This window comes from Pseudomonas sp. Pseu.R1, assembly GCF_045764065.1.
Taxonomy (GTDB): domain Bacteria; phylum Pseudomonadota; class Gammaproteobacteria; order Pseudomonadales; family Pseudomonadaceae; genus Aquipseudomonas.
Map to the genome: position 1 here is coordinate 606,374 of NZ_JBJGEE020000001.1, position 26,157 is coordinate 632,530.

General features: G+C 60.6%; 23 protein-coding genes. 6 read left to right on the forward strand and 17 right to left on the reverse strand.

The window, feature by feature from the left end; translation table 11 throughout:
* Positions 1–72: 72 nt before the first annotated feature.
* The 3 genes from ACI5GA_RS02925 to ACI5GA_RS02935 all read right to left on the reverse strand — a co-directional run bounded on the left by ACI5GA_RS02925 (position 73) and on the right by ACI5GA_RS02935 (position 2,142).
* Positions 73–1,041 carry a threo-3-hydroxy-L-aspartate ammonia-lyase gene (locus tag ACI5GA_RS02925; protein ID WP_421421617.1) on the reverse strand — a complete coding sequence of 323 codons (969 nt, stop codon included), beginning with the start codon at positions 1,039–1,041 and terminating at the stop codon, positions 73–75.
* A gap of 67 nt (positions 1,042–1,108) precedes the next feature.
* A complete protein-coding gene (locus tag ACI5GA_RS02930) occupies positions 1,109–1,498 on the reverse strand; it encodes a RidA family protein (RefSeq protein WP_404632389.1) in 390 nt (129 codons plus the stop codon).
* Positions 1,499–1,518: 20 nt separating this feature from the next.
* Positions 1,519–2,142, reverse strand: a complete 624-nt coding sequence (locus tag ACI5GA_RS02935; protein WP_404632391.1) for a helix-turn-helix transcriptional regulator — start codon at positions 2,140–2,142, stop codon at positions 1,519–1,521.
* A gap of 736 nt (positions 2,143–2,878) precedes the next feature.
* Here ACI5GA_RS02935 and ACI5GA_RS02940 point away from each other — a divergent pair.
* Entirely contained in the window at positions 2,879–3,208 is a 330-nt protein-coding gene (locus ACI5GA_RS02940; RefSeq protein WP_404632393.1) for a hypothetical protein, read from the forward strand.
* A gap of 93 nt (positions 3,209–3,301) precedes the next feature.
* Here the strand turns inward: ACI5GA_RS02940 and ACI5GA_RS02945 are convergent, their stop codons facing one another.
* The 7 genes from ACI5GA_RS02945 to ACI5GA_RS02975 form a co-directional block, all read right to left on the reverse strand.
* Positions 3,302–3,934, reverse strand: a complete 633-nt coding sequence (locus ACI5GA_RS02945; protein WP_404632395.1) for a LysE family translocator — start codon at positions 3,932–3,934, stop codon at positions 3,302–3,304.
* 83 nt (positions 3,935–4,017) lie between these two features.
* On the reverse strand, positions 4,018–4,803 hold the full coding sequence (locus tag ACI5GA_RS02950; protein ID WP_404632397.1) for a sulfite exporter TauE/SafE family protein: 786 nt from the start codon (positions 4,801–4,803) through the stop codon (positions 4,018–4,020).
* Between the two features lie 142 nt (positions 4,804–4,945).
* Positions 4,946–5,449, reverse strand: a complete 504-nt coding sequence (locus ACI5GA_RS02955) for a cupin domain-containing protein (RefSeq protein WP_421421623.1) — start codon at positions 5,447–5,449, stop codon at positions 4,946–4,948.
* 138 nt (positions 5,450–5,587) lie between these two features.
* Positions 5,588–6,352, reverse strand: coding sequence for a trans-aconitate 2-methyltransferase (gene tam, locus ACI5GA_RS02960; RefSeq protein ID WP_421421625.1), 765 nt, complete (start codon positions 6,350–6,352; stop codon positions 5,588–5,590).
* 81 nt (positions 6,353–6,433) lie between these two features.
* Positions 6,434–7,516 (reverse strand): glycoside hydrolase family 3 N-terminal domain-containing protein, encoded by a 1,083-nt coding sequence (locus tag ACI5GA_RS02965; RefSeq protein WP_421421627.1) that lies wholly within the window; start codon positions 7,514–7,516, stop codon positions 6,434–6,436.
* Between the two features lie 222 nt (positions 7,517–7,738).
* Entirely contained in the window at positions 7,739–8,740 is a 1,002-nt protein-coding gene (locus ACI5GA_RS02970) for an SCO family protein (protein WP_421425428.1), read from the reverse strand.
* A gap of 74 nt (positions 8,741–8,814) precedes the next feature.
* The gene (locus ACI5GA_RS02975; protein WP_421421630.1) at positions 8,815–11,736 is read right to left on the reverse strand and encodes a multicopper oxidase domain-containing protein; all 2,922 of its coding nucleotides are present in this window, start codon (positions 11,734–11,736) and stop codon (positions 8,815–8,817) included.
* 433 nt (positions 11,737–12,169) lie between these two features.
* Between ACI5GA_RS02975 and ACI5GA_RS02980 the strand changes: the two genes are divergently transcribed.
* The 3 genes from ACI5GA_RS02980 (at position 12,170) to ACI5GA_RS02990 (ending at position 15,168) form a co-directional block, all read left to right on the forward strand.
* Positions 12,170–12,958: a hypothetical protein gene (locus ACI5GA_RS02980; RefSeq protein WP_421421633.1), complete on the forward strand. Its 789-nt coding sequence runs from the start codon at positions 12,170–12,172 to the stop codon at positions 12,956–12,958.
* Positions 12,959–13,291: 333 nt separating this feature from the next.
* Positions 13,292–13,627 (forward strand): hypothetical protein, encoded by a 336-nt coding sequence (locus ACI5GA_RS02985; RefSeq protein WP_404632409.1) that lies wholly within the window; start codon positions 13,292–13,294, stop codon positions 13,625–13,627.
* 212 nt (positions 13,628–13,839) lie between these two features.
* Positions 13,840–15,168: an Nramp family divalent metal transporter gene (locus ACI5GA_RS02990; protein WP_421421636.1), complete on the forward strand. Its 1,329-nt coding sequence runs from the start codon at positions 13,840–13,842 to the stop codon at positions 15,166–15,168.
* Between the two features lie 252 nt (positions 15,169–15,420).
* Here the strand turns inward: ACI5GA_RS02990 and ACI5GA_RS02995 are convergent, their stop codons facing one another.
* From ACI5GA_RS02995 to ACI5GA_RS03010, 4 genes are all read right to left on the reverse strand, one after another.
* Entirely contained in the window at positions 15,421–15,924 is a 504-nt protein-coding gene (locus ACI5GA_RS02995) for a copper chaperone PCu(A)C (RefSeq protein ID WP_421421639.1), read from the reverse strand.
* Complete coding sequence (locus ACI5GA_RS03000; protein WP_404632413.1) at positions 15,924–16,532, reverse strand: SCO family protein; 609 nt, start codon at positions 16,530–16,532, stop codon at positions 15,924–15,926. The genes ACI5GA_RS02995 and ACI5GA_RS03000 overlap by 1 nt, the downstream gene beginning before the upstream one ends.
* 117 nt (positions 16,533–16,649) lie before the next feature.
* Complete coding sequence (locus ACI5GA_RS03005) at positions 16,650–17,027, reverse strand: DUF2946 family protein (RefSeq protein ID WP_404632415.1); 378 nt, start codon at positions 17,025–17,027, stop codon at positions 16,650–16,652.
* 84 nt (positions 17,028–17,111) lie between these two features.
* Positions 17,112–17,798, reverse strand: coding sequence for a GNAT family N-acetyltransferase (locus ACI5GA_RS03010; protein WP_421421641.1), 687 nt, complete (start codon positions 17,796–17,798; stop codon positions 17,112–17,114).
* Positions 17,799–17,973: 175 nt separating this feature from the next.
* Here ACI5GA_RS03010 and ACI5GA_RS03015 point away from each other — a divergent pair, with 175 nt between their 5' ends.
* Both ACI5GA_RS03015 and ACI5GA_RS03020 read left to right on the forward strand, forming a co-directional pair.
* The gene (locus ACI5GA_RS03015; protein WP_421421642.1) at positions 17,974–18,831 is read left to right on the forward strand and encodes a LysR family transcriptional regulator; all 858 of its coding nucleotides are present in this window, start codon (positions 17,974–17,976) and stop codon (positions 18,829–18,831) included.
* Between the two features lie 98 nt (positions 18,832–18,929).
* Positions 18,930–20,135 carry an MFS transporter gene (locus ACI5GA_RS03020; RefSeq protein ID WP_421421644.1) on the forward strand — a complete coding sequence of 402 codons (1,206 nt, stop codon included), beginning with the start codon at positions 18,930–18,932 and terminating at the stop codon, positions 20,133–20,135.
* A 286-nt stretch (positions 20,136–20,421) separates the two neighbouring features.
* On the opposite strand, the gene pgm is transcribed toward ACI5GA_RS03020, so the two are convergent.
* The 3 genes from pgm to ACI5GA_RS03035 form a co-directional block, all read right to left on the reverse strand.
* On the reverse strand, positions 20,422–22,068 hold the full coding sequence (gene pgm, locus ACI5GA_RS03025; RefSeq protein ID WP_421421645.1) for a phosphoglucomutase (alpha-D-glucose-1,6-bisphosphate-dependent): 1,647 nt from the start codon (positions 22,066–22,068) through the stop codon (positions 20,422–20,424).
* A gap of 217 nt (positions 22,069–22,285) precedes the next feature.
* Positions 22,286–24,604 carry an ATP-dependent DNA helicase gene (locus ACI5GA_RS03030; protein ID WP_421421646.1) on the reverse strand — a complete coding sequence of 773 codons (2,319 nt, stop codon included), beginning with the start codon at positions 24,602–24,604 and terminating at the stop codon, positions 22,286–22,288.
* Positions 24,605–24,706: 102 nt separating this feature from the next.
* Positions 24,707–26,104 carry an aminotransferase class I/II-fold pyridoxal phosphate-dependent enzyme gene (locus ACI5GA_RS03035; RefSeq protein ID WP_421421648.1) on the reverse strand — a complete coding sequence of 466 codons (1,398 nt, stop codon included), beginning with the start codon at positions 26,102–26,104 and terminating at the stop codon, positions 24,707–24,709.
* Positions 26,105–26,157 lie beyond the last annotated feature (53 nt).

Sequence of the window (26,157 nt, forward strand, 5' to 3'; positions counted from 1 at the left end):
AAGCCGGACTGCTACAGGGTTCGTGTTGCCCCGCCCAATTGGAGTCGTTGCGTGGCGACAAAAACGGCGGAGTTACCGCGCCAGCAGCTTCGCGTAAGTATTCAAATCAATATTCCCGCCACTGATGATCACCCCCACGCGCTGCCCCTCCAACTGCGCGGCCATTTCCCGCGCAGCGGCGAAGCCCAGGCAGCCAGTCGGCTCGACCACCATCTTCATGCGCTCGGCGAAAAAACGCATCGCATCCACCAACTGCGCATCGCTGGCCACCAGAATATCGTCAACGTCACGCTGAATGATGCCAAAGGTGTAGTTGCCCAGGTATTGCGTCTGCGCGCCATCAGCGATGGTTTTTGGGGTGTCGATCTTGACGATGCGCCCCGCACGCAACGACTGCTGACCGTCATTGCCTGCTTCCGGCTCGACGCCATACAGTTTGCAATTCGGCGCCAGTGCTCGGGTCGACAATGCCGATCCGCTGAGCAATCCACCGCCGCCCAGACAGACGAACAGCGCATCCAGCGGGCCGACCTCCTCGAACAGCTCTTTGGCCGCCGTGCCCTGCCCCGCGAGGATATCCGGGTGATCGTACGGCGGAATCAACGTCAGCCCATGCTCCTCGGCCAGTTTGCGGCCAATCGCCTCACGGTCTTCCTTGTAGCGGTCATAAGCCACCACCGTTGCGCCGTATTCCTTCGTCGCTGCCACTTTGGCGGCCGGTGCATCGTGGGGCATGACGATGGTCGCGGGAATGCCCAGCAATTGCGCCGACAACGCAATGCCTTGCGCATGATTGCCCGAGGAAAACGCCACCACCCCGTGCTTGCGCTGGGTCGCGTCGAACCTGGACAACGCATTGAACGCGCCGCGAAACTTGAACGCCCCCATGCGCTGATAGTTTTCACACTTGAAGAACACCTGAGCGCCCAGTTCGCGATCCACCGTGCGCGAGGTCAGGACCGGCGTCTTGTGCGCATGGCCTTCGATACGCCGGGCCGCCGCGAGCACATCGTCATAGGTCGGGAGTACGAGCGTTTGCATGATCATCCTCAAAGGTTCGATTAAACAAAGCCCTCATCAATCGAGGGCCAGACACAGGCAGCGTCGATCACTCAGGCCGCAACGCCATGGCTTCGACTTCCACCGCAAGCCCGTAATGCAACTGGGCGACACCCGCTACCGCCCGCGCCGGGCGATGATCCCCAAGCCACTGGGCATAGAGCCTGTCGAACAGCGGCCAATGCTGCATATCGGTCACGTAGACCCGCACCTGCACCAGCCGCGATTTGTCAGTCCCACCCTGCGCCAGACAGGCATCAAGGTTCGCAAACACTTGTAGCGCCTGAGTCTCGAATGGCGCATCGGTCAGCGGTCGACCTTCCCGACTCACAGGTAATTGCCCGGAAATCATCAGCAGGTTGCCCGCCGCGCAGACGTGGGTGTAATGCCCGACGGGCGTCGGCAAGTCCGGGCTGTTGCTGCATACCTTCGAATTCATCACCACAATCACCTCATCGCTCATTTGATGTAGCTGTACGCCGCCGCCCGCGATACGCCCAGATGTTGCGCCACCACTTCCATGGATTTGCGAATGTCCAGATAACCCGCCTCTTTTAGCTCCTGGAGCAATTGCCGACGTTCGGGAGCCTTGAGGGCGCGGGGTGTGCTGGCCAGTCGGGCCGCAAATTGATCGATGCGCTCGCGAATGCTGTCGGCGCTGCCGGTCTCCAGCGTCTCGCTGACCTTGGCTTCGACACGGGTGAATTGCGCCATCGCCGATTGCAGGCTTTGAAACAGGGTCAGGTCGATATTCAGGCACAGCGCGGCAACGTACTGGCCGTCCTCTCCCTTGATGCCAATGGACGTGCTTTTCGCCTGACGTCCATCAGGGAAACGGTTGGCGTAGTTGGCGATGATTTCCGGGTATTCCGGGTCGGCGATGCGAGCCAGCCCCAACTCAGTGGTCGGATCCCCCGGCTGACGCCCGGAAAGATTGTTGTGAATCGCTTGAATCGAATGCTCAGTGTCCTTGAGGTCATGAACCACCACCTCGCAGAACGGCGCGAAGGTTTCGGCCAGCCCTTCGGCGACCCGTTTGATCTGCTGCAACAAATGTTGATCGCCTTCGCGAGACGTTTTCATGGGCTGTGGTGACCTGTGATTCAGTGATTCAGTTCAGGACACATTATCCAAATATTGTCATTTAGTCTACATCTGGACATTTTGACAGACGAGTGACGTAAGCCGGTGTATTCCGCACGCAGATCCATAGTCCGAGCGGCCATCACGTTGTTTTGTGAACGTCTACCTGGCGCCAAAGGCCCGATTTCACTGACTTTGTAGTCACGAACGGACCTTTGTGTATTGGAACTACAGAAAATGTAGTTCTTGAAAATATTCACTACAAAACGGTTGACGAAGTCTTTTCGCGATTGCATAGTGAGGCCGTCTCCCCGATCGGGAGAGCTGGCAAAAGTATTCCGGGACCGTTCGACATAGCCGTCGAACAACCTCTGGATGTGTGCTGCCCACAAGGCAGATTGATGAAGCTGAACCGGCATGATCGACCCATAGGCCGAGCGCTGGCGAAACGTCCTCATGACACTTGTGGCCGACCACGATACGTCGCCAGTGTCCGCTGACGTCCGCTGTTTCTCCCCTGCGTTTCGCCTCATCCCGTAGCAGCCCTCCATCATCACTACATCCAGTGCGCCCGGCTCTGATTCCGGCTCTGTTTACCGATGTATTCGTGCATCAAGGAGTCCAGTTGTCAGCGTGTGGAATGACTGCGGATCGACGGACGATTCGCCGCTATGTATACGAACCGTGTGTGAACTAACCAGATAGCTAACAAATGGGCAAAAAGGGGTATCCAATCATGAATCTGAACAATCAACCCACCATTGATCAATTGGCTCGACTGTTCGCGGCGCAGAAGGACTCCCTCGATAGCCACATTCTCTGGGTCTGCGAAAAGGGTGATGTCCACATGGACGGCCTGGGCGCCTGCACCGAGGAACAAGAGTTCGTTGATCAGCACCCGCACATGCGTGCGCGGCTGAAGATGTACCGCAAAGGCCAGGGCTACGTCGGCAAGAAAGCGGCGGCCGACAAGCAATTCCTGGGGCAAGTGCTCGACACCCTCAGCAGTGAGTGGGGCAACGCGCGACATCAGGATGGCGTTCGCGTGATTGACCGGCTCTGCTAAGCAAAAACACCACGGCCCGCCTGAAGATTAAGGCGGGCCGTGGTGTTTGACGGGATCTGGGTACGCATCAAGGGCAGCGCATACAGTGTCCTGCTAGTCCCGCCCCACCAGCGCCAGACGGCACGCCAGACCCAGAAACACCGTCCCCAGAATCTTCTGCATCCAACGCGCCGCACGCTCGCTGCTGCCAATGCGCTGCCCCAGTCGGCTGGCCATGAGGATCACCGCGCCGTTGGCGATGACGCCGACGACGTTGAGCACAGTGGCCAGCACCAGCATTTGAACCACGATGGACCCGGCATTCGGGTCGATGAACAGGGGAAACAGTGCGAGCACGAACAGCGCCATTTTCGGGTTAAGTACGTTGGTCAACAGGCCCTGCCGAAAGATTTGCAGCCGCGAGTAGCGTGGCAGTGATGCGTTGGCCGACAGTGCAGTGCCGGTGGAGCGGAAGGTTTTGAACGCCAGGTACAGCAAATACGCTGCGCCGATGAAACGCACCGCGTCGTAGGCGACCGGTACCGTGACGAACAATTGCGACAGCCCCAGCGCGGCGGCCAGAGCGTGGCAATAAGTGCCCAGTTGAATCCCTGCAAGGGACGCGAATCCCGCTGCCTTGCCTTGGCTGGCGCTGCGCGAGGCGATCAGCAGCATGTCCGGGCCTGGGGTGATGGCCAGTGCGAGGCAGGCACCGGAAAACAGCGCAAGGGTCGAGAGCGCGAGCATGGGACGTCCGTTCGAGGTCGGGCAGAAAGAGCGTCAGTTTAAGCGGCACGCCATGGATTGACGAGCCGCGTATCGCTTGTGAATCAGAACGCCAGCTTGTAGCCGATGGCGATCAGCATCATCGCCAGACACGGGCGTAGCACGGCATCAGGCACGCGCCCCGTCAATTGACTGCCCATGTAGATGCCGGGAAGTGAACCCATCAGCAGAAAACCCAACATCGCCCAACTCATGTTGCCCATGCTCGCATGGCCCAACCCTGCGATCAGGGTCAGCGGCACGGCATGGGCGATCTCGGTGCCTACCAGCCGGCGAGTGTCGAGGAACGGATACAGGATGAACAAGGCCACAGTGCCTAGCGCGCCTGCACCGATAGAGGTCAGGGCGACCATGACACCGAGCACCACGCCCGTGACCACGGTCAGCACATTCAGGCTGCGGTCGCGCAGGCGATAGTGATCACCGGCATGCCGTTGGGCGAACGCCAGCAGGCGCTTCTTGAAGAAAATGGCCAGAGCCGTCAGCAACAGGACAATACCCAGCCCCTGCTTGATCACGGCATTCATCGCATCAGGCGCCGTGTGCAGGGTGCTGAGGAACCAGAGGGTCAAGCCCGCCGCAGGCACGCTGCCCAGGGTCAGCCAGCCCGTAATGCCCCAATCGATGTTGTCGTTCTTCTTGTGCACCAGCACACCACCACTTTTGGTGATGGCGGCGTACAGCAGGTCGGTGCCGACGGCGGTCGCCGGGTTGATGCCGAACCACAACAGGATCGGGGTCATCAGCGACCCGCCACCCACACCCGTCATGCCGACGACGAAACCAACGGCCAGACCTGCCACGACGAAACCGATATTGCCAAAATCCATTGTTCTGCCTGATGCGCACGAAAAAACTGGCGCGCAGGATAGCGATATTTCGTCTAAAGCCCTCACTTTTTCTTATATAGGTCGTAGACCGAATGGATCTATGGTTATAACCAAAACCACATCACCAGGATGACTGGGCCGATCAAGGCTCGCCGTCCCAGTAATCCAGCGAGACGTCCGTGCGCTGCACCGCCGTGAAGGCCCGGGCGCCGTTGATCGTGACCATCGCCTGATACTTGCCCGAATCCGGGTACTCGCAGACCTCCGGCGTTTCACGGGTGCTGATTGACAGGTATTTGAGTGGCGCCTCGGAGGTGTTGATGATCTGGTGAGGGTATTCAGGGCCTGGGGGGATGAAGATCACGTCGCCAGTCTTGATCGGCAGAAGCTCACCGGCCACCCGCAGGCTGCCCTGCCCTTCGATGACCACGAACATTTCTTCCTGCGTATGGTGAAAATGGTAAGGGCACGAGCGCTTGCCCGGCGCGACGATGTCCACCGACGCGCCCAGTTTCCGCGCCGCGGTGCCTGTCCCCAACCTGGCCGCCTGGCTCTGGTACAGCGGGTCACGGCGCTCGTCCTGCAAAGGTATTTCGTTGAAGTTGCGGATCAGACGCTCAGCCAGCGTCGCTTCATTTTTGTTCATTTGTCACCCCGGTTTTAACCCATCGGACGCCACGCTTGTGGAAGCTTCCATGTTGGCTCCCACAAGGATCGTGCCATTTCCAAATGTCGTGCTCGACGCCAAACCTGCGAAAGCCAACTGGACGGCGAACCCTGACGCTCAGCGCCTGGCCACAATGAACAGGCGCGGAAATGGCAACAGCACCGAGCCATCGGCCAATGCGGGGTAAGCCTGTGAAATCGCCTTGAGATAGGCGTCAAGAAACGCGGCCTGCTCGCCGTCATCCAGCTTTTGCAGATACGGTCGCAACGCCGAGCCCTTGAACCACTCGACCACAGCCCCGTGACCGCCCGCCAGCGGGTGATGATAGGTCGTGCGCCAGACATCGACTTGCGTGCAATGAGGTTGCAGCAGTTCGAAGTAATAGGCCGCCGGATGACGATCCGGGTGTTTCACCGAGCCAATCTTGCTCGACCAGGGACCACTCGCGGCGATCTCTCTGGCCAGACGGTGTGCCGGCTCTTCCAGATTGTCGGGGGTCTGCACCGCCAGACTACCGCCGGGGTTGAGCAGACTGACCAGACGCGGGTACAGCTCGGCGTGATCCGGCACCCATTGCAGCGACGCGTTGGCGAGGATCACGTCGTAGGTTTTCGCAGGCTTCCATAAACCGATATCGGCGAGTTCAAACGAGATATTCGGCAAGCGCTGTCGAGCATCGCCCAGCATGTCTTCGGAGCTGTCCAGCCCTGTGATCACGGCGTCTGGAAAGCGCTCGACCAGCACCTCGGTGGAGTTACCCGGCCCGCAGCCCAGGTCAATGGCCGTGTTCACCTGCTCGGTGGGAATCGCGGCGACCAGATCACGGACCGGGCGCGTGCGTTGCTGTTCGAACATTGAATACTGCTTGGCAGACCAACTCATCAGGCATTCCTTTTGTCGTGACAGGCATGCCGTGGAGCGTAAGGCCTGAACGAGCCGATTACAAATGAAGGTCGTGCATGCTCAACGCGCCACGCGACGGGTCAAATGTCCGCCCGGAATGGAATACGACACGTACAGCCCCGAATCGACCTGCGCTTTCGAGACCCGGGCGGCCCCCCGCACTTTTTCGGCAGCCGCGAGCAGCTGAGCCTCGGCGAGCTGACCGTTCTCAACCGCCTGAACGATGGACTGTGCCAGCGCGTCCAGCCCCGACTCGCTGGACACCAGCAGCAGATGAGCCCCCGCTCGCAACGCGTTGACCGCCGTCACCGCCAGGCTGTTGCCGCGTAGAATCGATACAGCATCCAGGTCATCGGACACAATCAAACCCTCGAAACCCAGACGCCCACGCAACAGACCGATGACCTTCTCCGAGGTACTGGCCGAACGTTCCGGATCCAGCGCCGGAAACACCGCAGGACCCGGCATGATGGCCTGAACCCCTGCCGCAATGACTTCACGAAACACCTTCAGGCCCTGCGCAAAGTCTTCAGCCGAATCGGGCACGCTGGCGAGCGCCTCTGTCGGATCATGCTCGGTCTGGTGGTGACCGGGAAAGTGCTTGGCAGTGGCGATCACGCCAGCCAGTTGCACGCCACGAATGAAGGCGCAGGCGATGCGCGAGACCTCAGCCGGGTCGGGCCCCAGGTTGCGCTGGTACAACCAGGGGTTGCTCCCCGTGACGACGTCGACGATGGGAGCAAGAAACAGATTCACCCCCATGACCCGGGCCGCACTGGCCATTTCGTAGCTGCGCGCCTCGATCTCTTCAGCGCTCAGGTGTGTCAACGCCTGCGCCGAGGGCAACCCCGGAACCAGCCGATGCAGGCGCTGTATGCCGCCCAGTTCCTGATCCACCGCCACCAGAATCGGCGCGCCGGCACACACGGCAGCAGCATCGGCAATGCCGGTGAAGTGCGCGTGGGTTTCCGTGCGCCGACGTTCGAAACTCATGTTCCGCGCCAGGTATTCCTCGCGGGTCTCGCCCAACAGGATCGAAACCCCACCTCGATTGAGATAACGGCGCACCGTCTCATCCAGTTCCAACCCGGCAAAGGCTGGCAGCAGGACTGCATAAGCAGCCCGTTGCAGTTCGCTCGACATTTCTCACCCTGCGATCGATTGACTGGAGCAATGCTCGCCAATGAACGATTAGCGATCATAATTGCTCGATTTAGCTCACTCTATGCTTATAACGAGCAAAGTCAACGAAATAAATGGCCTTAACTGCGCAACAACCGAGCGATCTGCTTCAGTAACGAGCATTGGCAGTCAGCGTGTCCCATGACGCGCAAACCTGGGGGCCGCATCCACCGGACGGCCTGCCTACATCTGGTGCCCTTCATGCCCGGCGTGCACGTCGTGCCCCGCATGAGGATCTTCACCCGCCATGTGAATGTGCGCGTGCGGTTGCTGCCGGTCGGTCTCGTCCTGCAAGTAACGCAGCACTTCGGCGATGTCGTTGTCGGCCATGCGCAGGTTGGGCATCGCGACCTTGTTGTAGGCCTCGTACAAACTCACCGCCAGCGGGTCTTTCTCGGCCAGCATCACGTCCGGTTCCTTCAGCCAGCGCCCCAACCACAGGCCATCGCGCTGGCGCGTCACGCCCAGCAGATCAGGCCCGACGCCGCGCAAACCGGTCGCTTCTTCACCTTCATGCCCAAGGGTGTGACAAGCGCCGCAACGGGTGCGGAAAATCTGCTCGCCCAGGCTCGGCGCACGCACTTCAGGCGCGTTGGCGTAACTGTCCTGTTGAGCGCTGGCGACTTTCCAGTTCTGCAGGCTGTTGCCCAACTGGTCGGCCAGGATGTAGGGATTCTCGAACGGCGAGGCCTTCATCCAGCGACCGGTGCTCTGGTTGCCGACGATCAGGCTCAGGTTGTGATCCGTCGTGCGGCCGTTGTCGACGCCCTCGATGAACAGCCCCAGCTTGCGCCGTAACTGATCGATGTCGTCCTTTTTGCCGGTCAGGAACTGCCAGCCCGGCGCCACCTTGAACTTGGCCGCGTACTGTTTCAGGACCGCCGGGGTATCGGTGTCCGGGTCGATGCTGATGGAGTAGAAAAACACGTCACGACCGACCCGATCCCCCAATAGGCGCTGCACCTGCCGCAGCCGCGCAGTCTCCAATGGGCAGGAATCCGTGCAGGAGGTAAAGATGAAGTTGATCACTACCACCTTGCCTTTGATCAGGTCGTCGTAGAAATGCACCGGTTGTTCATCCTGATTGACCAGCGCCGTATTGGGGAAGAAATCCTCCCCCCACGGGGTGGCCGATGAGGCGTCGGCGGCCACCCCGGGGAGGCTGCCCCAGACCATGGTGATCATCGACGCGGCCCCTGCAATGACCGCCTTGCGAAGCATCTGGAACATGACAGCACCCTCCGCGATTCTTCAGATCGCTATTTGCCTTTGCCCGAACCCGACGAACCTGAACCACCCGACGAGCCGGACCCGCCAGAGGAACCCGAGCCGCCTGAAGAGCCAGACCCCGAACTCGATGTGGACGTGGCGGCGGTCAACTTGACCGTAGGGCCTGCGCCGTCACCGTCGTGGTAGGTAGGCAGTGCGGCGGAGCTGACGTAAGTGACACCGTCCCAGCTCGGCATCGGCGTTGGCATCAACTGGAATTGCCCCGGATGCTCGATGTCCCAGCGCAGCAGCATGGAGTTGTCTTCATGTTGCGTGTTGTGACAGTGTTCCATGTAGGTCCCGGCAAATTCGCGGAAGTGAATGGCCATTTCCACGTTGTCGCCGCTGTCGGTGCCGATGCGATAGACGTCCTTGCGCGCCCATTTTTCCCACTCAGGCGGTGCCTTGCCGCCACGACTGAGGATGATCCCTTCCTCGAAATGGACGTGCACCGGGTGGGTCCAGCCATTACCACCGTTCTGAATTTTCCAGACTTCCAGGGTGCCCGTGCCTTGATAGCCCGCAGGTTCAGGACCGTTGGCCAGGTGCATGCCCGCCGACAGCCTGCGAGGGTCCATGTTGAAGCCCAGGCCACCGTCGGTCTTGATCGTCCAGGGCACCGAGTCCGTACCGTCGGAACGACCGAAGATGAAGGTGCGGTGGCGTGCCTGATTCAGCAACGCGATGTCGCTGGCGTTGTCGCGGTGCAGGGTCAGCGGAATCATCACCTTGCCTTCTGCCTTGCCGGGTTTGGCCGGTTCATACAGCGACGGATCCATGGCCAAATCCTGGCCGGAGTAAGGCTTGACGTTGATCTGCATGAACAGGCCGACCACCGGGTCTCCCCTGTCCCACTGCGGCCCTTTGCTGCCCTGTTTGATCACTGCCTGATACTTGCCGGATAGCACATCGGCCAGCGGCACTTCGCCTTTCGGTCCTTTGCCGGTTTCGTGTTCCATCACGTTGACGAAATACAACTTGTCGCCGACCTTGATGCCGTTTTTCGCGAAGTTGACGATGATGTCGTAGCGTTCGGCGATGCCTTGGGTCGGCAGGATGCCGAAGTTGTTTTTCAGATCCCCGTCACCGTCCAGGTCCATGGTGCCGTCGAACGGTACGGCATGTTCCATGATGTTGCCGTCGTTACCGATCATGTGGAACGGCACGCGGGCATAGGACACGCCCGAGCCTTGCGGGCCGGGGAACTCGCCGCTGTTGCCCTTGATTTCACGCACGATGGCGATCTTCACGTAGCGCGACACCGAACCGTTGAGAATGCGGAACCGATAGCTGCGGGCACGGACGTCAAGGAATGGTTTGTAGCCCCAGTTGACGACCATTTCGTCACCCAGGAAGCCGTCGGTGTTGAACGGGTTGAACCACAGTTGGCCGTTCTGATCCCAGGCCTTGTCGGCGACGGTCAGGTTGACGTCGTAGTCGCGGTTGCCCCAGGCCAGGTACGAGCCGCTGGGGAAGCGCAGGTTGACGCCATCGTCGATGGCCTCATTGCCGCGATCCAGCGCGCTGTAGTAGTTCATCATCGCCGCGTTGCCCTTGTAGACGTTTTGCGCGGTGAAATCCATCATGTGGTCGTGGAACCAGTGAGTGCTCATGGTTTCGCGCCAGTCGCCACGAATCTTGATAGTGCCGTGATCGCAGGTTTTGAGGCCTGGCGAGTCGTCGTTCACCCACAGGGTTTCACCCGGCGCGCAGGGGAATGCGGCGCGAGGGTCCTTGGCGTTGGTGTTGATGGTGTCGTAACCGGCTAGTTGCATTGGCCAGCGATAGTCGTAGTACTGCCCCGGAAAGAAGAACGCGTTGGCATAACCGTCGCTTTCGGCCGGGTTATGACCGTTGTGTTCGTGGGTGGAAATGGTATGCAGACCAAAGCCCTTGTTGGCCGACGGGTCGATGGGCAGGCCGTTGTAGTGACGCATCAACACCGGCTGGCCGTAACGCACCATCAGCAATTTGGGCGGCAGCGTGCCGTCGAAGGTCCAGATCGAATTGTGGTCCTGCACCGGCATCAACGGGTGAATACGCACGCCGATGCCTGACGCGGTTCCGCCATGGTTGGTGCTGCCATCGGGGTAGTAATTCAGCCCGCCCGGCCCCCACTCCCCACCTTTGTAATCGTGCAATTGCAGGTGATCACGAAAGCCGCTGTTGCTGTGGGCGCCGGTCTGCACGGTCTTGTAGGCGATCTGTGGGTAGAACTCGTTCCAGCGCTGGTGCGACCAGCCTTTTCCCGGCGGACGCCCTTCAGCGGGCGCATCGATGTGGCGGTTAAGGAAGCCTTCGATCTGCGACTGCCAAGGGTTGCGGTCCAACGAGTTGGCGAACTGCGTAGGAAATGGCGTCAACCCTGGTTGAGCGAGGAAGGCGGCCAGCGCATCCGGTGAAGGACCGCTGCGGGCGACGTTGGTCGGATCCTGCGCCGGGCCAGGGCCGAGCGTGGGTGCCGGGAACGGAATCAGCGAAGGAGAATGGGTCGGGTCCAGTTTGGTCGGCCCGAACTCCTCGAACAACAGCACCGGCTGGGTGAACGGTTGAGCGCCGAACAGCGGGCTGGGTTTACCGTTGGTGGGAAAGTTGAAACTGGTTTGCGCCGACGGCGGCAAGACGTTTTCCACCCGGGTGCTCGCACGATCGCCTTGAACGCCGTTGGGCAGATCGAGCGCGCCTTCGTTGGCTTCAGGCAACGTCAGCAAGTTATTGAGCGCCGCGGTCGGGTCGGCAGGCGGATCGTTATAGGCCGACGGGTCAGTGGGCGGTGGTTGATCCTCGTTGTCGACCGGTGCGGCACTGACACACGCAAAGCCCAGACTCAGGGCAATCAATACGGCGGAGGATCCGCGCAAAAGCTGAAACCCGTGGATGGGGGGAAACTTTAAACGCGCAGGTTGTTTCATGGTGGTTCACCTTCAACTCATGCACAGGAGCATTTGTGTTTCATCCGACTGCCCTGGTGAAGCGTCGCGCGTCAGGGGTATTTGGGGCCGCACATCGCGCGAAACGCCTGCAGGTGATGGGTGAAGGGGCAAATCCCTTGCCAGAGTCAAAACACGGGAACCGTAGAAGCAAAACAGTGGCGCGCCACGCCAGATAACTCGCGGTTTTCAGTGAAAGATGTCGTAACAATTCAGCAAGAACAGTTGGCACGCTAAGTGACAGGGCCGGGGATTGGCCCCCGCTGCCGGTGGGGAAATTTACAAGGTATTGGGGATTGAACTGAAGGCGAGATCCCGTGAATGAAGCCGCTTTGCGCGGCTTCCTCCACCGGTTGAAAGGCTGTCAGACGCGGCTGTCGTCACCTGCCTCGGCGTGTACGCCACGACGCCCGCCATGGTCATCACCACGGTCATGATTACCGCGGTCCCGGCCATGATCATCGCCCGCACGAGCCTGATCGCCCGCGTGAACGCCGTGATCATCACCCGGTTCGGCGTGTGCACCGCGACGCCCGCCATGGTCGTCTCCGCGATCATGATTGCCGCGATCCCGGCCATGATCGTCGCCCGCGCGAGCCTGATCGTTACCGCGATCATCCCCTATCTGGGTGTGATCGGCCGCGTGGTTACCGTGATCATCGCCAACATCGTGATTGCCCCGGTCATTACCATGGTCATCGCCTCGGTCGTGATTGGCGCCGTCATGGTTGCCATGGTCATTGCCATGATCGTTGCCAGCATGGCCGCCACCGCTGCCACCGCCAGAACCTCCGGAGCCACCACCGCCCGAACCACCACTGCCGCCACCGCCGCCGGAGCCACCGCCGCCATGGCCACCTCCACCGCCGCCGCTACCGCCACCGCCGCCTCCTCCACCACCCGAACCGCCACCGCCACCGCCACCATCTTTGGCGTACGCGCTGGAATGGGAAAACGTGTCAGGAATCAGCACGGTGGATGCCGACAGCACCCCACCGATGGCCAGGGCCAGAATCGCTTGTTTGAATTGCATCACTACCTCCACCTTCTTGTTCTGGTTATCGAACCGCAAACAGAGCCGGTGCAAAACGAAGGCCATTGCCGAGGGCAATCGAAGCTTCAGCACATCTCGAAAAAGCACACAAAACACGGCAGGCACACAGCCCGTATCCGCATGTACCGCGAGACCCAGCCACCGATGTAGCGTTGGCACACCCGGGGCCGGACGGGGTTCATCAGGTGAACACGTCAATGAGAATTAATATTCGTTTTTGCCTACCAACGGTCATCGAAGATATTTCACGGGATGCTCTTTTCATTTGCGCCCCGTCTCGTCAACATACGCACCAACTCATGAAGTGCTAACGCTTCATTAATGCAAATGATGGTAGCTCCCAACACTGCTCGTTATTTAACCCTTATAAAACAATCGCTTCTGAACGCCTGCTGAACACGTCTTCAATGATATTGAATTGATATGGCGTATGATCCTGCCGCCTTCTAAAGTGACCCCCATTCTTTTTTCAGGACGAAAGAGATGCGTCTTTTACTGCTGACCAGCGCACTCGCGCTGACCCTCGCTGGCTGTGGCTCGACCCCGAACAATCCTTCGGTGGATCTGGAATCGCCTAAAACGGCGAGTGACTATGTGCAATGCGTACTGCCCAAATGGCAGGCGCTCAAACCCTCGACCACGATGACCGAAAGCAAAGGGCACTATAAATTGCTGGTCACGGGCAAAGTGTCGCAAGACGACATTCTCGAAGTGTTCAAAGGCAACCCCAATACCCGAGTGTTCCTGTATCAGCGCGCTCCACTGGCCTCGGCCTTCGGCAAAAGTGCGCTGGAGAAAGCCGCTCGCGAATGTCTGTAAGCGCTTCGCTGCCCTGCCTCGCATGACCGGATTCAACGCCGGTCATCCCCTCTGAAAATATCCGCAACCCTCCTCCGTTTCTTCGGTCGATAACCTCAGGCCTGCGTGATCGCAGAAATATCGATACCGCGCTAAATTCATTGGCGACTCGAACGTCTTTAGGCTAACCCTGAATACGCCCGAAAAGCCTCACCAGAGCGGGAACACGCGCAATGCAACCGATCAAGAACCGGGCCGAACCCGGTGACGACACACTGGGCGGCGGTATGCCCAGTGCCAGCGTCGCCCTGCCTCAGACGGGCCACTGGCTCAAGCGGTTGCTGGCATTCACCGGCCCCGGCTACATGGTCGCCGTCGGCTACATGGACCCTGGCAACTGGGCGACCGACCTGGCCGGTGGTTCGCAGTTCGGCTACCTGCTGCTGTCAGTGATCCTGCTGTCGAACCTCATGGCCATCGTGTTGCAGGCGCTGTCTGCCCGACTGGGCATCGTCACCGGCTGGGACTTGGCCCGAGCCTGTCGCGAACGCTATAGCCGCCCCATCTGCATCGCACTGTGGCTGGCCTGCGAAATCGCGATCATCGCCTGCGACCTTGCCGAAGTGATCGGCACTGCCATCGCCTTGAATTTGCTGTTCGGCATACCGCTGGTGTGGGGCGCGGTGATTTCAGCGGTGGACGTCTTTCTGATTTTCCTGCTGATGGGCAAGGGTTTCCGTGCGTTGGAAGCATTCGTCATCGCCTTGCTGCTGATCATCTTTGGCTGCTTCGCGATCCAGATGGTCCTGGCACGGCCGGACATGGCCGAGCTATTCGCTGGTTTCATTCCCAAGGCTGAAATCGTCACCAACCCGGCGGCGTTATACCTGGCCATCGGCATCATCGGCGCGACGGTCATGCCCCATAACCTCTATTTGCACTCGTCCATCGTCCAGACCCGCGCCTACCCTCGCACCGAAGAAGGCCGCCGCGTTGGCCTGCGCTGGTCTGTGACGGACAGCACCATTGCCCTGACGCTGGCGCTGTTCGTCAACGCTGCGATACTGATCACCGCCGCCACGGTATTCCACAAGGCCGGTCGGACCGACGTGGTGGAGATCGAACAGGCTTATCACTTGCTCTCTCCGATGCTGGGCGTGGGGATTGCGTCGGCACTGTTTGCCGTGGCGTTGCTGGCGTCCGGCATCAATTCCACCGTCACGGCGACCCTGACCGGGCAAATCGTCATGGAGGGGTTTCTCCGGCTGAAACTGCCCGGCTGGGTGAGACGGCTACTGACTCGGGGGCTGGCGATCATTCCCGTGATCGTGATCACCAGCCTGTACGGCGCCGAGGGTACGGCGAAACTGCTGGTGCTCAGTCAGGTGATCCTGTCGATGCAACTGCCGTTCGCGATCGTGCCGTTGGTGAGCTTCGTGTCGAATCGCAAATTGATGGGCAACCTGGTGACCGGCCCCGTACTGACCGCGCTGGCATGGGCCATTGCCCTGTTGATCATCGGCTTGAATGGGGTGTTGCTGGTGGGGATGTTTGGGGATTGACGCCTTGCGGTTACGGAAAATTCCAGGTTGGCAGGTCAACCGCCTTCGCCACCAGAGGCGGCCCCCACAGGCGCGGTATCGAACACAAGGAATGGATCCGATGCGATCACAGTGGGAGCCGGCTTGCTGGAAAATTCGTCGGATCAGTCACATCGACGTTGAATGAGAACATACTCTCGACAGCAAGCTGGCGCCCACAATAGCTGCGGTACTCAGAAGAAATCGTCCGTTATGGACAATCTCTCACTCACCTCAACTCCCGGCGCCGTGATCGTGCCCCATGTCCATCGATGCTTTCATCGAGCGCGCCGGGGCCGTGACGTGCAGTGTCTCTCGCACGCCCTTGTCGTTCTCGACCGTCAGGGTCAGCGGCACCTGATCGCCGTCCTTGATCTGCCCTTTCAAGCCCATGAGCATGACGTGATAACCGTCCGGGTCCAGCGAGACGGTCTTGCCCGCAGGCAATGCCACCGAGTCGACCGGCCCCATGCGCATGACGTCGTTGGTCATGCTCATCTCATGAATCTGCACGTCGCTGGCCACAGGCGAACCGACACTCAGCAGCTTGCTGTCGGTGTCTGCCGTGATGCGCATGAACGCACCTGAAGACGGCTGGCCCGGCACCGTGGTGCGCACCCAGGCGTCGTCGACCTTGGTTTGAGCCATGGCAGATGCACTCACGCCCGCCAGTAACGACACCGCCAGAAAACGGCGCAACGCCGAATGGGAAACGACAGATGAAAACAGACCGGTCATCAGCAGACCTCCATGACAGTGAGCAAATCTTCCGCGCATTGCTTGGCGGACAGCGACGGCGACAGCCCCAGACGCAGATTGCCGCGCGAGTCGAAGACAAAACTGGTGGCCGTATGGGACATGGTGTACGTGTTGCCAATCGGTTCTTTTTGATAGAACACGCCGAACTCCTTGGCCACCTGTTGCGTTTGCTCCAGCGTGCCGCGCAGGGCAACGAAGCTCGGATCGAACTGTTTGACGTAGGCGTCGAGGATCTGCGGCGTGTCACGCTCAGGGTCGACGGTGATGAAGATCACCTGAAGGGTCTTGCCATCCTCGCCCATGATTTTCTTGATCTGGGCCGCACGCGCCAATGCGGTTGGGCACACCGAAGGGCACTGGGTGAAACCGAAGAACACCATCGGCATCAGGCCACGGTAACTGGACAGGGTTTTCACCTCGCCGTCAGTGTCCGTGAGTTTGAAGGTACGGCCACGGATCTCGTTGCTCAAATCCTTGCCGTATTTGAAATTCAGCGCGGTGGTGGAACCGTCGCAACCGGTGAGCAGGCCGAGGCCCAGAATGCCCATGCCGCCCAGCAGCTGGCGACGGGTCAGTAAATCATTCATGTGACGAACTCTCTGAAGCGGTCAGCGTTGACGCCGACCTTTGACCATCCTCGGCACCCTACTCAAAAGGCGGCTGCGGGATGACGCTAAACAGTGTGCGAGTGTTACAAGGCCAAATCAGGGCGCCTGGGGCGATAGCCCGGGAAAGGCCTGCCGGGGCGGTTTACGCAACCCGTCATCCGAACGCGTCAGCAACCTGCGCAGGCGACGTGCCAACCAGCCCAGCCCGATGAAAAACACCAACGCCAGCGCCAGCGTGCCCGCAAAGGCACAATCGGTCATCGACAGCTTCATCAACTGGGCGTGGTCGCTCATCTGCGCCATGTCCGGATGCCCGGCCAGGTCGTGATGCTCACTGCACGCCACGCCGGGCGCCATCTGGTTGAACGCCCGCAACATCTGTCCGTGGCTGAGGCTGCACACCAGCCCGCTGAACAAGATGAAGCCGTACAACATCCAGGCGATGAGCGATTGATGGGTTCGGACGAATTTCATGGGGCGCCATTCTACATCGTTGCGTCACGGCCCATGGACAGGGTCCGGATTGCCGGGTGCGACAAAACCGCGCAGGTCGACACTTCAGTGAAGACGCTGACGCTCTTGCACGAACAGGCGGGCCTGGCGGGTCAACTGGTCCAGGTGCCGGTCACGCTGTTTCTCGGCATCGGTCATCGCCCGCTTGCCATGCTGATTCAACAGATAAGCGTGAATCTGCCGCACTTCCACCGAGCTATAGATCGGCGCGATATCCAGCACCGCCAGTAAGCCCTCGGTCTGATAATCGCGGGTATTCATCAGCACCTGCGGGCCTCGCGCACTCAACACTTGAAAGCCCATGGCCGCAAAATACGGCACTTTGCTGACGAAACAGGCCAGCTCGGCGTGGGGGTAGCGTTCAAGCATGTTGCCCACCATGGCCCGAGCGATACCCTGACGACGCCGATCAGCCTTCACCGCCATGTACGCAACCGAACAGGCCTGGGGGTCTCCTTGCACCGGCAGGTACAGCAGAAAGCCGGAAACGATCGAGGGATCTTCGGCGTCCAGCGCCACGATCAGTTCCACCGCGAAGCCCCGCGAACCGTCCATGGCCTGCACATACTGGTGCACCTCATGCCCGACGCCGTATTGATACAGCGGGTACAGCGGATTGCTCGGCGCGATGCCGACCCTACTGATGTCGGTCACATAATCGACCACCATCTGCATGATCTGGCTGTCGATGGATTCGGGCGGCGGGGAGTCGAGGCGGGTGATGGTGAACATGGCATTCCTGATTCGCTGAAGGCAGCCCGGCGTCGCACGCTCGGAGGCCAGGCCGGCGCATCATACCCTGTTCCGGCGATCCCCTGAGCACGCCATCGACAAGGCGCGCAGATTCACCGATTCGGGTATTGTGGCGCCTTGTTCACCTCTCCTTTTTCCAAGGACGTCAGCCGCCATGTTCGACTGGGACGATCTGCGCTTCTTTTCGACGTTCGTGCGCGAAGGCAGCCTTGCCGCCGCGGCCCGAAGCCTTGCAGTGGAACACGCCACCGTGGCGCGCCGCATTGCGTCGCTGGAAGCGGCCCTGGACCTGAAACTGGTGGACCGCCGGGGCCGGGTCTACGAGCTGACCACCGACGGTGTGCGAGTGGGCGAGTTTGCCGAGCACATGTCCAGCACCTCTTTTGCCCTGCAACGTTTTGCCGGGGGCGAACATGACCGCATCGAAGGCGAAGTGGTGATTTCCTCCCCGCCCGCGTTCCTCGCCACCCTGGTCGCGCCGCATATCGGTACCCTGCGCGAGCGCTACCCGGGGTTGCAGGTGCGGCTGGTCGGTTCCAAATCCATCGCCTCGTTGACGCGCAAGGAAACCGACCTTGCCCTGCTCTACGCCCGACCTGAAGAGGCGCAAGTGGTGGCCAGGCACCTCGCGGACCTGCCGCTGGCGCTGTACGCCAGCGAGGACTATCTGGCCAGCCATGAGCGCGAGGCCTACGTCTACATCGGCTACGACCAGAGCATGGAGCAGTCGCCCCATCAGCAATGGTTGAGACAGTATCTGGCAGGCCGCGAACTGACGATCACCAGCAATGACCTGCGCGTGCAAGCCTCTGCGGCGGCAGGTGATGGCGGGGTCGTGTTGCTGCCCGCGTTTCTCGCCCGCGAATATCGACTCAAGCGCCTTCAGGGCTGCGAGGTGGCGCTGACGTTGCCGGTCTGGCTGGCCTACCACGAGGACCTGCGCAGCGCCGCGAAAATCCGCGCCGTGCTGGACGTCCTCATCGAGTGCCTGACGTCGCCCGACGCACTGTGAATTTTTTCACATGCCGTATGCGTCGCCCGCCAATTCTCGCCCTCCTCTCGGCTCTCTATCCTCGGCAGCAATAGAGACATTGCCAAGAGGATTCGTCCATGAGCCAACCATCGCAAGCCAGCGGGACACTGCCCATTTTTCGGGCCGCCTGGATCGTCACCGCCGTTTTCATCCTGTCCAACGCCGCCACGCCGCTGTACGCCCATTGGCAACAGGCGCTGGGTTTCGCTTCGGGCACCCTGACCGTAATTTTCGGTTTGTACATTCTGGGCCTTCTGCTGACGCTGGCCGTGGCCGGACAACTGGCTGACCACTACGGACGCAAGGCCTTGCTGGTGCCCGGCGTGGTCATTGCGATCATCGCCGCCGTGCTGTTCGAACACGCCAACAGCGTGGCAATGCTGATGCTGGCGCGCCTGCTGAGCGGCATATCCGTCGGCATCGTGGTGTCGGCGGGTATGGCCAACGTGGTCGAGCACGCCAGCGAATCGCGCAAGTCCTTCGCCTCACTGATCGCTTCGGTGTCGATGGTGCTGGGCGCAGGCACGGGGCCGCTGCTGGCCGGGGTCATCGCCCAATATGTCGCCGACCCGATCGACTGGGTCTTCAATGCCGAAATCGTACTGCTGGCCCTCGCGCTGGTGGTGGTATTGCGCCAGCCGAACCGTAAACTCGGCAATGGACGCTTTCGCCCGAAACTGCCTTCGGTGGCTCGCCAACATCTGGCGGTGGTCGCACGAGGCGTGTCGTTCTTCGGACCGGGCCTGACCTCCACCTGTTTCGTGCTGGCGTTGGGTCCGAAACTGCTGGCCACCCTGCTCCACGCCAACAGCCCATTGATTGCGGGCGCCATGGCCTTCGTGATGTTCCTGACGGCCGTGGGTGTGCAGTTTGCCGCGAAAAAACGCCCCATGACCCAGTTGTTCGTGCTCAGCGGAATCTCGACCATGCTGGCAATGGCCGGTCTGTGGCTCGCCTTGCACGTGGGTTCTGTGGTGTGGCTGGTGGTCGCAGCCCTGCTCGCAGGTGCCGGACAAGGCCTGGGACAACTGGGTGGTCTGACGCTGATCGCGCGGCACATTGCTCCGCAGCGTCGCGCCGAAGCCAACGCCATCTTCAACATGGGGGGCTATGTGCCCGCAGGCATCCTGCCGGTGGCGACCGGTTACCTGATCGACCTGTCCGGGGTTCACATCGCGATCAGCGTACTGACCGGGGTGATTGCGCTGCTGGCACTGGCAGCGTTGACCGCGTTGCAGCGCAACGGGACGGGTCAGGCATGTGACGCCGGGCAACCCGCGTGACAAAACAAGGGCGGAGTCCTGAACAAGAAGCCCGCCCTTGAATTGCCCTGCCTGTCACTAGGTTCTGTGCGAAAAGTCTTGGTACTCGGTCATGCTGCGTTGAAAACAGCCTCGGAATGCTCATTTAGGCCCCTAAAGTCGCCCGCGACCCCGGCCGTTCCTCGGCTGTTTTATTCGCTGGCGCTCTCCCTGCGGGCCAGCCTGCGGCTGTTACTCGCGAAGCTCGTTTCGCCTTGCCTTACCTTCGTCCCAAAACATTTCGTACGGAACCTAGGCGGCAGCGTCTTTACTTCGGTGCAATCGCGGCATCCACCAACACCTGAGCCTCGGCCACCAGACGCTTGAGGTGATCCTCGCCCTTGAAGCTTTCGGCGTAGATCTTGTAGATGTCCTCAGTGCCCGATGGACGTGCAGCGAACCAGCCGTTTTCGGTCATGACCTTCAGACCACCGATGGCCTGATCGTTGCCCGGCGCCTTGCTCAGAATCTGCTCGATCTTCTCGCCAGCCAGTTCGGTCGACGTGACCTGCTCCGGCGACAGCTTGCTCAGCAACGCCTTCTGCTCGAAGTTGGCCTTGGCCTCGACACGGGTCGAAACCGGCTCACCCAGTGCGTCGGTCAGTGCCTTGTACATCTCACTCGGATCGCGGCCTTTACGCGCACGAATCTCCGCAGCCAGCAGTGACGGAATCAGGCCGTCCTTGTCGGTGGTCCAGACCGAGCCATCGCGACGCAGGAACGACGCTCCCGCACTCTCCTCGCCGCCAAAGCCCAGTGAGCCTTCGAACAGGCCCTCGGCGAAGAACTTGAAGCCCACCGGCACTTCATACAGGCGGCGGCCCAGACGCTGAGTCACGCGGTCGATCATGCCGCTGCTCACCACCGTTTTGCCGACGGCCGCATCAGTCCGCCACTCAGGACGATTCTGGAACAGATAATCGATGGCCACCGCCAGGTAGTTGTTCGGCGCCAGCAGGCCACCTGTCGGGGTGACGATGCCATGGCGGTCGTGGTCAGGGTCACAGGCGAAGGCCACCTGGAAGCGGTCTTTGAGACCGATAAGCCCCTGCATGGCGAAATTCGACGACGGGTCCATGCGGATCTTGCCGTCCCAGTCGACGCTCATGAAACGGAACGTCGGGTCGACGTGCTTGTTCACCACGTCCAGATTCAGGCCGTAATGCTCACCAATCGCCGACCAGTAGCGCACGCCCGCGCCGCCCAACGGGTCGACACCCAGACGCAGGCTGGCGCCACGGATGGCGTCCATGTCGATGACGTTTTTCAGGTCCGCCACGTAAGTGTTGACGTAGTCATGGCGGTGAGTGGTTTCGGCGCGCAAGGCCTTTTCATGGCTGACGCGGCTGACGCCGACGATCTTCTCGGCGAGCAGTTCGTTGGCCTTGTTCTCGATCCACTTGGTGATATGAGAATCGGCCGGGCCACCGTTGGGCGGGTTGTATTTGAAGCCGCCGCTTTCCGGCGGGTTGTGCGAGGGAGTGATGACAATGCCGTCAGCCAGGCCAGAGGTGCGGCCTTTGTTGTAGCAAATGATCGCGTGGGACACCGCCGGGGTCGGCGTGTACTCGTCACCCTCAGAGATCATCACGTTGACACCGTTGGCCGCCAGCACTTCCAGCGCCGACGCCGCGGCCGGGGTTGACAGCGCGTGCGTGTCGGCGCCGAGGAACAGCGGGCCGTCGATGCCGTGAGCCTGACGGTAGAGGCAGATCGCCTGACTGATCGCCAGTACGTGCCACTCGTTGAAACTCAGGTCGAACGAGCTGCCACGGTGACCGGAGGTGCCAAAGGAAACTCGCTGGGTGGCAACCGAAGCATCAGGCTGCCCGGTGTAATACGCCGTGACCAGACGAGGAAGATCGACCAGCAATTCTGCAGGCGCCAGTTTGCCCGCGAATGGACTGATACTCATGCGAAACCTCCGTGGATGGAAAAACGTAAAAAAGACATTCGATGAAATAAAAAACGGCTGCGCGGCAGTTTACTGGCAGTTGGACCGTCCTGCTCGGGTATTGATCCGTAAACCCTTGAGACAATTATCGGCCAGGGCATGATCGAACGACGCCCCCCTCTATGGAGTTTCATGGCCCCATGCCGAAACGGGCGTCTCGACCCCGGCGGTAACGCGGTCAAAGCTGCCACCACGTTGGCAACAGCCGCTGAATCCGACTCTCGGCAAAACGATCGTCGATCAACATCACCACGCCGCGATCATCCTGCCCGCGTATCACTCGCCCGGCCGCCTGCACCACTTTCTGCATGCCCGGATAAAGATAGGTGTAATCGTAACCGGCGCCAAACAGCTGGCCCATGCGCTGCTTGAACTGCTCGTTGACCGGGTTGAGCTGCGGCAACCCCAGGGTCGCGACGAACGCCCCGATCAATCGAGCGCCCGGCAAATCGATGCCCTCCCCAAACGCACCGCCCAGCACCGCGAAACCGATACCGCGGCTGTCGGGCGTGAAACGGTCGATGAACTGCTGACGGTCAGACTCGGCCATGCCACGAGACTGCAGCCACAATGGGACGTCCGGGTAATCCGACTGCATCCTCTCGGCAACCTGTTGCAAGTAGTCGAAGCTGCTGAAGAAGGCCAGGTAATTCCCAGGTCTGGAATGAAACTGCTCAGCCATCAACGCCGCGATGGGTTGCAGCGACGCCTGTCGGTGGTTGAACCGAGTAGAGATTCGGCTGACGATGCGCACCTCCAGTTGCTCACGCTGAAACGGAGATTCGACGTCCACCCAGGCGGTGTTGTCTGGCAACCCCAGCAGATCACGATAGAAATGCCGAGGATTGAGCGTGGCCGAAAACAGGACCGTGCTGCGGGCCGCACTCAATCGGGGGCGCAGAAAACCGGCAGGCACCACATTACGCAAGGTCAGTCGTGACAGTGTTTTAGCGCTGCCCCACTCACGTTTGCCGATATCGAACAAAAACGAATCATCGAACAGCTCGGCAATGCGAACGAACTGAATCGCCTCGAAGTAGAAGCGTTGCAGCTCGCCGAGGGCCGCCTGCGGGTGATCATTGAAATAATCACCAAACGCAGCGATGCACAGGTTCAGGCTGTTGAGGAACTTGCCCGGCGCGGCGGCGTAGGCCTGATACGGCACAACCTGGGCCTTATTGAGCGCGTTCCACTCGCGGTTGAGCCGTTGAAGCGGTTTTTTCAAGGTATCGGGGGCACTCGCCCGGACCTGATTGAAGGTGTACTGATCCAGCCCCGCGCTGTACATCGATCGCGCGCGCTCGACCATGTTGTGCGCTTCGTCCACCAGCACGGCCACGCGCCACTGGTTGAGCTGACACAGGCCGAACAGCAACGCGCTCAAATCGAAGTAGTAGTTGTAGTCGGCGATCACCACGTCAGACCAGCGCGCCAGTTCCTGGCTCAGATAGTACGGGCAGACCTGATGCTGCAAGGCGATCTCACGCAACCCCGCCTGATCGAGCCAGCGCTGCGTCAATGCCGCGCTGCGGGCCGCGTGCAGTCGGTCGTAAAACCCTTTGGCCAAAGGGCACGAATCGCCATTGCAGGCGTTGTTCGGGTATTCACAGGCCTTGTCCCGCGCCACCATCTCCAACACCCGCAGTCGCATCTCCGGCGCGCTGTCCCCGATCACCCGCAAGGCGTCCAGTGCCAGGTTGCGGCCGGGGGTCTTGGCGGTCAGAAAGAACACCTTGTCCAGCGCCTGGCCAGGTGTCGCCTTGAGCATCGGGAACACCGTTCCGATGGTCTTGCCGATCCCGGTGGGCGCCTGAGCCATCAGGCAACGCCCTGTGCTGACGGCCTTGTACACCGACTCGGCCAGGGTTCGCTGGCCGGATCGAAAATCAGCGTGCGGAAACGTCAGCCCGGTCAATGCCCGATTGCGCTCCTGCACATGGGCCATTTCCTGACGCGCCCACGCCAGAAAACGCTCGCACTGCGCTTCAAAAAAAGCGCGTAACCGCCCGGCACTGCAACGCTCGGTGATCAGGCTTTCCTGTTCGGAAACGATGTCGAAATAAACCAGCGCGACATCGATTTCCGTCAGTTCCAACTGCTGGCAAAGCAACCAGGCGTAGACCTTGGCCTGTGCCCAATGCAGTTGCCGGTGGTTGTCAGGCAATTTACCGAGATCGCCACGGTAGGTTTTCACCTCTTCCAGACGATTGAGCACCGAATCGTAACCATCTGCCCGCCCCCGTACGTTCAGTTCGTGATACTGCCCGGACAACGACACTTCGGCCTGATACCCCTGGCCTCGCCGTGCCGCCACCGTCCGGTGCCCTGCCATGCCTTCTTGCGCCGTGGGCGACGGTGTGAAACGCAGGTCGAGATCGCCGACCTTGGCCGTGAACTCGCACAGTGCGCGCACGGCAATGGAATATCCGGCGGGCGGAGTGGCCCGCGCAGGTGCATGGGAAGGGTCGCCGGATGAAACGGGAAGAATGGAGGTCACTGCTGAGACGTGCCGATGGGCTGAAATACTGGACAGGCATACAGATACCAGCCGTATGCCGTGTCTGGCAAATGGAATTGGATCGACGGTGCTCGACCCGGCTCAGCTCAGCCGTTCCTGCAACAGCGCATTGCGGATGATCACCAGCGTGGATTCGATGTCCTGACCCCAGTCTGCGGCCACACTCAGGCACAGACTCTGCTGGTGCAGCCCACGAACGCTGAACAGCTCTCCTGGCGCAATGACAATGCGCTGCTCCAGCAGCCGTTCGAACACCCGCCCCATGTCAACCCGGAACTGGCAATCCAGCCACAGCGTCGCTCCACCGTGAGGGTGCAGAAAACGGACGTCTTCACCGAGGAAACTGTCCACCATGTGCGTCAGATGGCTCATTCGCTCGTAAAGCGCTCCACGTAGCCGGTGCAGGTGACGATCCAGTTGCCCGGAACCGTACAGGCGCGCGATGGCCTTCTGGCGGATCGGCGGCAGACGGAAAGAGCGCAGCAACATCTGCTGATGCCACAGCGACCGCGAATGACGGCTCAGCAGATAGCCAAACGGTGCCTCCAGACCGATGGTCTTGTCGAATGCCCCCAGAATCAGCAGCCGCTCCGGGTCGATCAGATCACGCAAGGGCACCGACAGCCCGTCGGCGCATAGCCCGCCGTGACTGTCGTCCTCCAACACCCACAGCGCGTGCCTGTTCAGCACCTCGGCCAGTTGCTCGCGTTGCACCTGATCCCTGATACGCCCGTGCAGCGGCGTCAGGCGTGACGACAGAACCGCCAGTTTCACCTCATTGCGCTGCAGCACGGCTTCCAGGTCGGCCGTATCCATTTCGCCGTCGGCGGCAGCGCTCCATTCAATCACCCGGATACCGAACGATTGCAGCGTGCGCAACACACTCCAGCCACAGGGCGTCTCCACCAGCACGGCACAGTCACGCAATTGCAGGGTCTTGAGCACGGTTTTCAGCACCCCGGTCTTGTCCGGGCCGACAAACACGTTGTCCGGGTGCCAACAGCATGCCGTGGAGGTGGTGTAGTAAGCCGCCAGCGCCGTACGCAACTCGATATCGCCGAACGGCTGGAATCGGGGGTCAGGCTGACAGGGATAGTGACGCATGAGGTCGCGCTCGATACTCAACAGTGTGCTGTCCAGCGACTGCAGCAACGTCGGCTCGTCGGCACCGAACACGAACATGTCAGCACGTCGCGTGCTGGCCTGGTAACGCTCCAGCAATCCCTCGCCCTCGCAGTGAACGTCATTGCACGGCTGCGGCAGTGCGTAATACCCGGACTTGGGCACGGCGCAGATGCGGCCTTCTTTTTCCAGCAGCGAGTAGGCGTTCTGCACCGTCGAAATGGACACTCGCAGACGCCGCGCCAACAGCCGTAACGACGGCAGTTTGACCGCCGGTCCCTGGGGCAACTCATTGGTCAGCCTCGACAGGTAGCGGTACACCATCTGGTAAGCGAAATCGGTCTTGTTGTTTTGCATCGGACACACCCCATCCATGCGCAAATCGCAGGGTCATTGAAAGGAATCACGGG

Excerpts from the sequence above, each read along its gene's own strand:
- ACI5GA_RS02925 (WP_421421617.1), bottom strand. The coding sequence starts at position 1,041 with ATGCAAACGCTCGTACTCCCGACCTATGACGATGTGCTCGCGGCGGCC.
- ACI5GA_RS02930 (WP_404632389.1), bottom strand. The coding sequence starts at position 1,498 with ATGAATTCGAAGGTATGCAGCAACAGCCCGGACTTGCCGACGCCCGTC.
- ACI5GA_RS02935 (WP_404632391.1), bottom strand. The coding sequence starts at position 2,142 with ATGAAAACGTCTCGCGAAGGCGATCAACATTTGTTGCAGCAGATCAAA.
- ACI5GA_RS02940 (WP_404632393.1), top strand. The coding sequence starts at position 2,879 with ATGAATCTGAACAATCAACCCACCATTGATCAATTGGCTCGACTGTTC.
- ACI5GA_RS02945 (WP_404632395.1), bottom strand. The coding sequence starts at position 3,934 with ATGCTCGCGCTCTCGACCCTTGCGCTGTTTTCCGGTGCCTGCCTCGCA.
- ACI5GA_RS02950 (WP_404632397.1), bottom strand. The coding sequence starts at position 4,803 with ATGGATTTTGGCAATATCGGTTTCGTCGTGGCAGGTCTGGCCGTTGGT.
- ACI5GA_RS02955 (WP_421421623.1), bottom strand. The coding sequence starts at position 5,449 with ATGAACAAAAATGAAGCGACGCTGGCTGAGCGTCTGATCCGCAACTTC.
- tam (WP_421421625.1), bottom strand. The coding sequence starts at position 6,352 with ATGAGTTGGTCTGCCAAGCAGTATTCAATGTTCGAACAGCAACGCACG.
- ACI5GA_RS02965 (WP_421421627.1), bottom strand. The coding sequence starts at position 7,516 with ATGTCGAGCGAACTGCAACGGGCTGCTTATGCAGTCCTGCTGCCAGCC.
- ACI5GA_RS02970 (WP_421425428.1), bottom strand. The coding sequence starts at position 8,740 with ATGATCACCATGGTCTGGGGCAGCCTCCCCGGGGTGGCCGCCGACGCC.
- ACI5GA_RS02975 (WP_421421630.1), bottom strand. The coding sequence starts at position 11,736 with ATGAAACAACCTGCGCGTTTAAAGTTTCCCCCCATCCACGGGTTTCAG.
- ACI5GA_RS02980 (WP_421421633.1), top strand. The coding sequence starts at position 12,170 with ATGGTCATCACCACGGTCATGATTACCGCGGTCCCGGCCATGATCATC.
- ACI5GA_RS02985 (WP_404632409.1), top strand. The coding sequence starts at position 13,292 with ATGCGTCTTTTACTGCTGACCAGCGCACTCGCGCTGACCCTCGCTGGC.
- ACI5GA_RS02990 (WP_421421636.1), top strand. The coding sequence starts at position 13,840 with ATGCAACCGATCAAGAACCGGGCCGAACCCGGTGACGACACACTGGGC.
- ACI5GA_RS02995 (WP_421421639.1), bottom strand. The coding sequence starts at position 15,924 with ATGACCGGTCTGTTTTCATCTGTCGTTTCCCATTCGGCGTTGCGCCGT.
- ACI5GA_RS03000 (WP_404632413.1), bottom strand. The coding sequence starts at position 16,532 with ATGAATGATTTACTGACCCGTCGCCAGCTGCTGGGCGGCATGGGCATT.
- ACI5GA_RS03005 (WP_404632415.1), bottom strand. The coding sequence starts at position 17,027 with ATGAAATTCGTCCGAACCCATCAATCGCTCATCGCCTGGATGTTGTAC.
- ACI5GA_RS03010 (WP_421421641.1), bottom strand. The coding sequence starts at position 17,798 with ATGTTCACCATCACCCGCCTCGACTCCCCGCCGCCCGAATCCATCGAC.
- ACI5GA_RS03015 (WP_421421642.1), top strand. The coding sequence starts at position 17,974 with ATGTTCGACTGGGACGATCTGCGCTTCTTTTCGACGTTCGTGCGCGAA.
- ACI5GA_RS03020 (WP_421421644.1), top strand. The coding sequence starts at position 18,930 with ATGAGCCAACCATCGCAAGCCAGCGGGACACTGCCCATTTTTCGGGCC.
- pgm (WP_421421645.1), bottom strand. The coding sequence starts at position 22,068 with ATGAGTATCAGTCCATTCGCGGGCAAACTGGCGCCTGCAGAATTGCTG.
- ACI5GA_RS03035 (WP_421421648.1), bottom strand. The coding sequence starts at position 26,104 with ATGCAAAACAACAAGACCGATTTCGCTTACCAGATGGTGTACCGCTAC.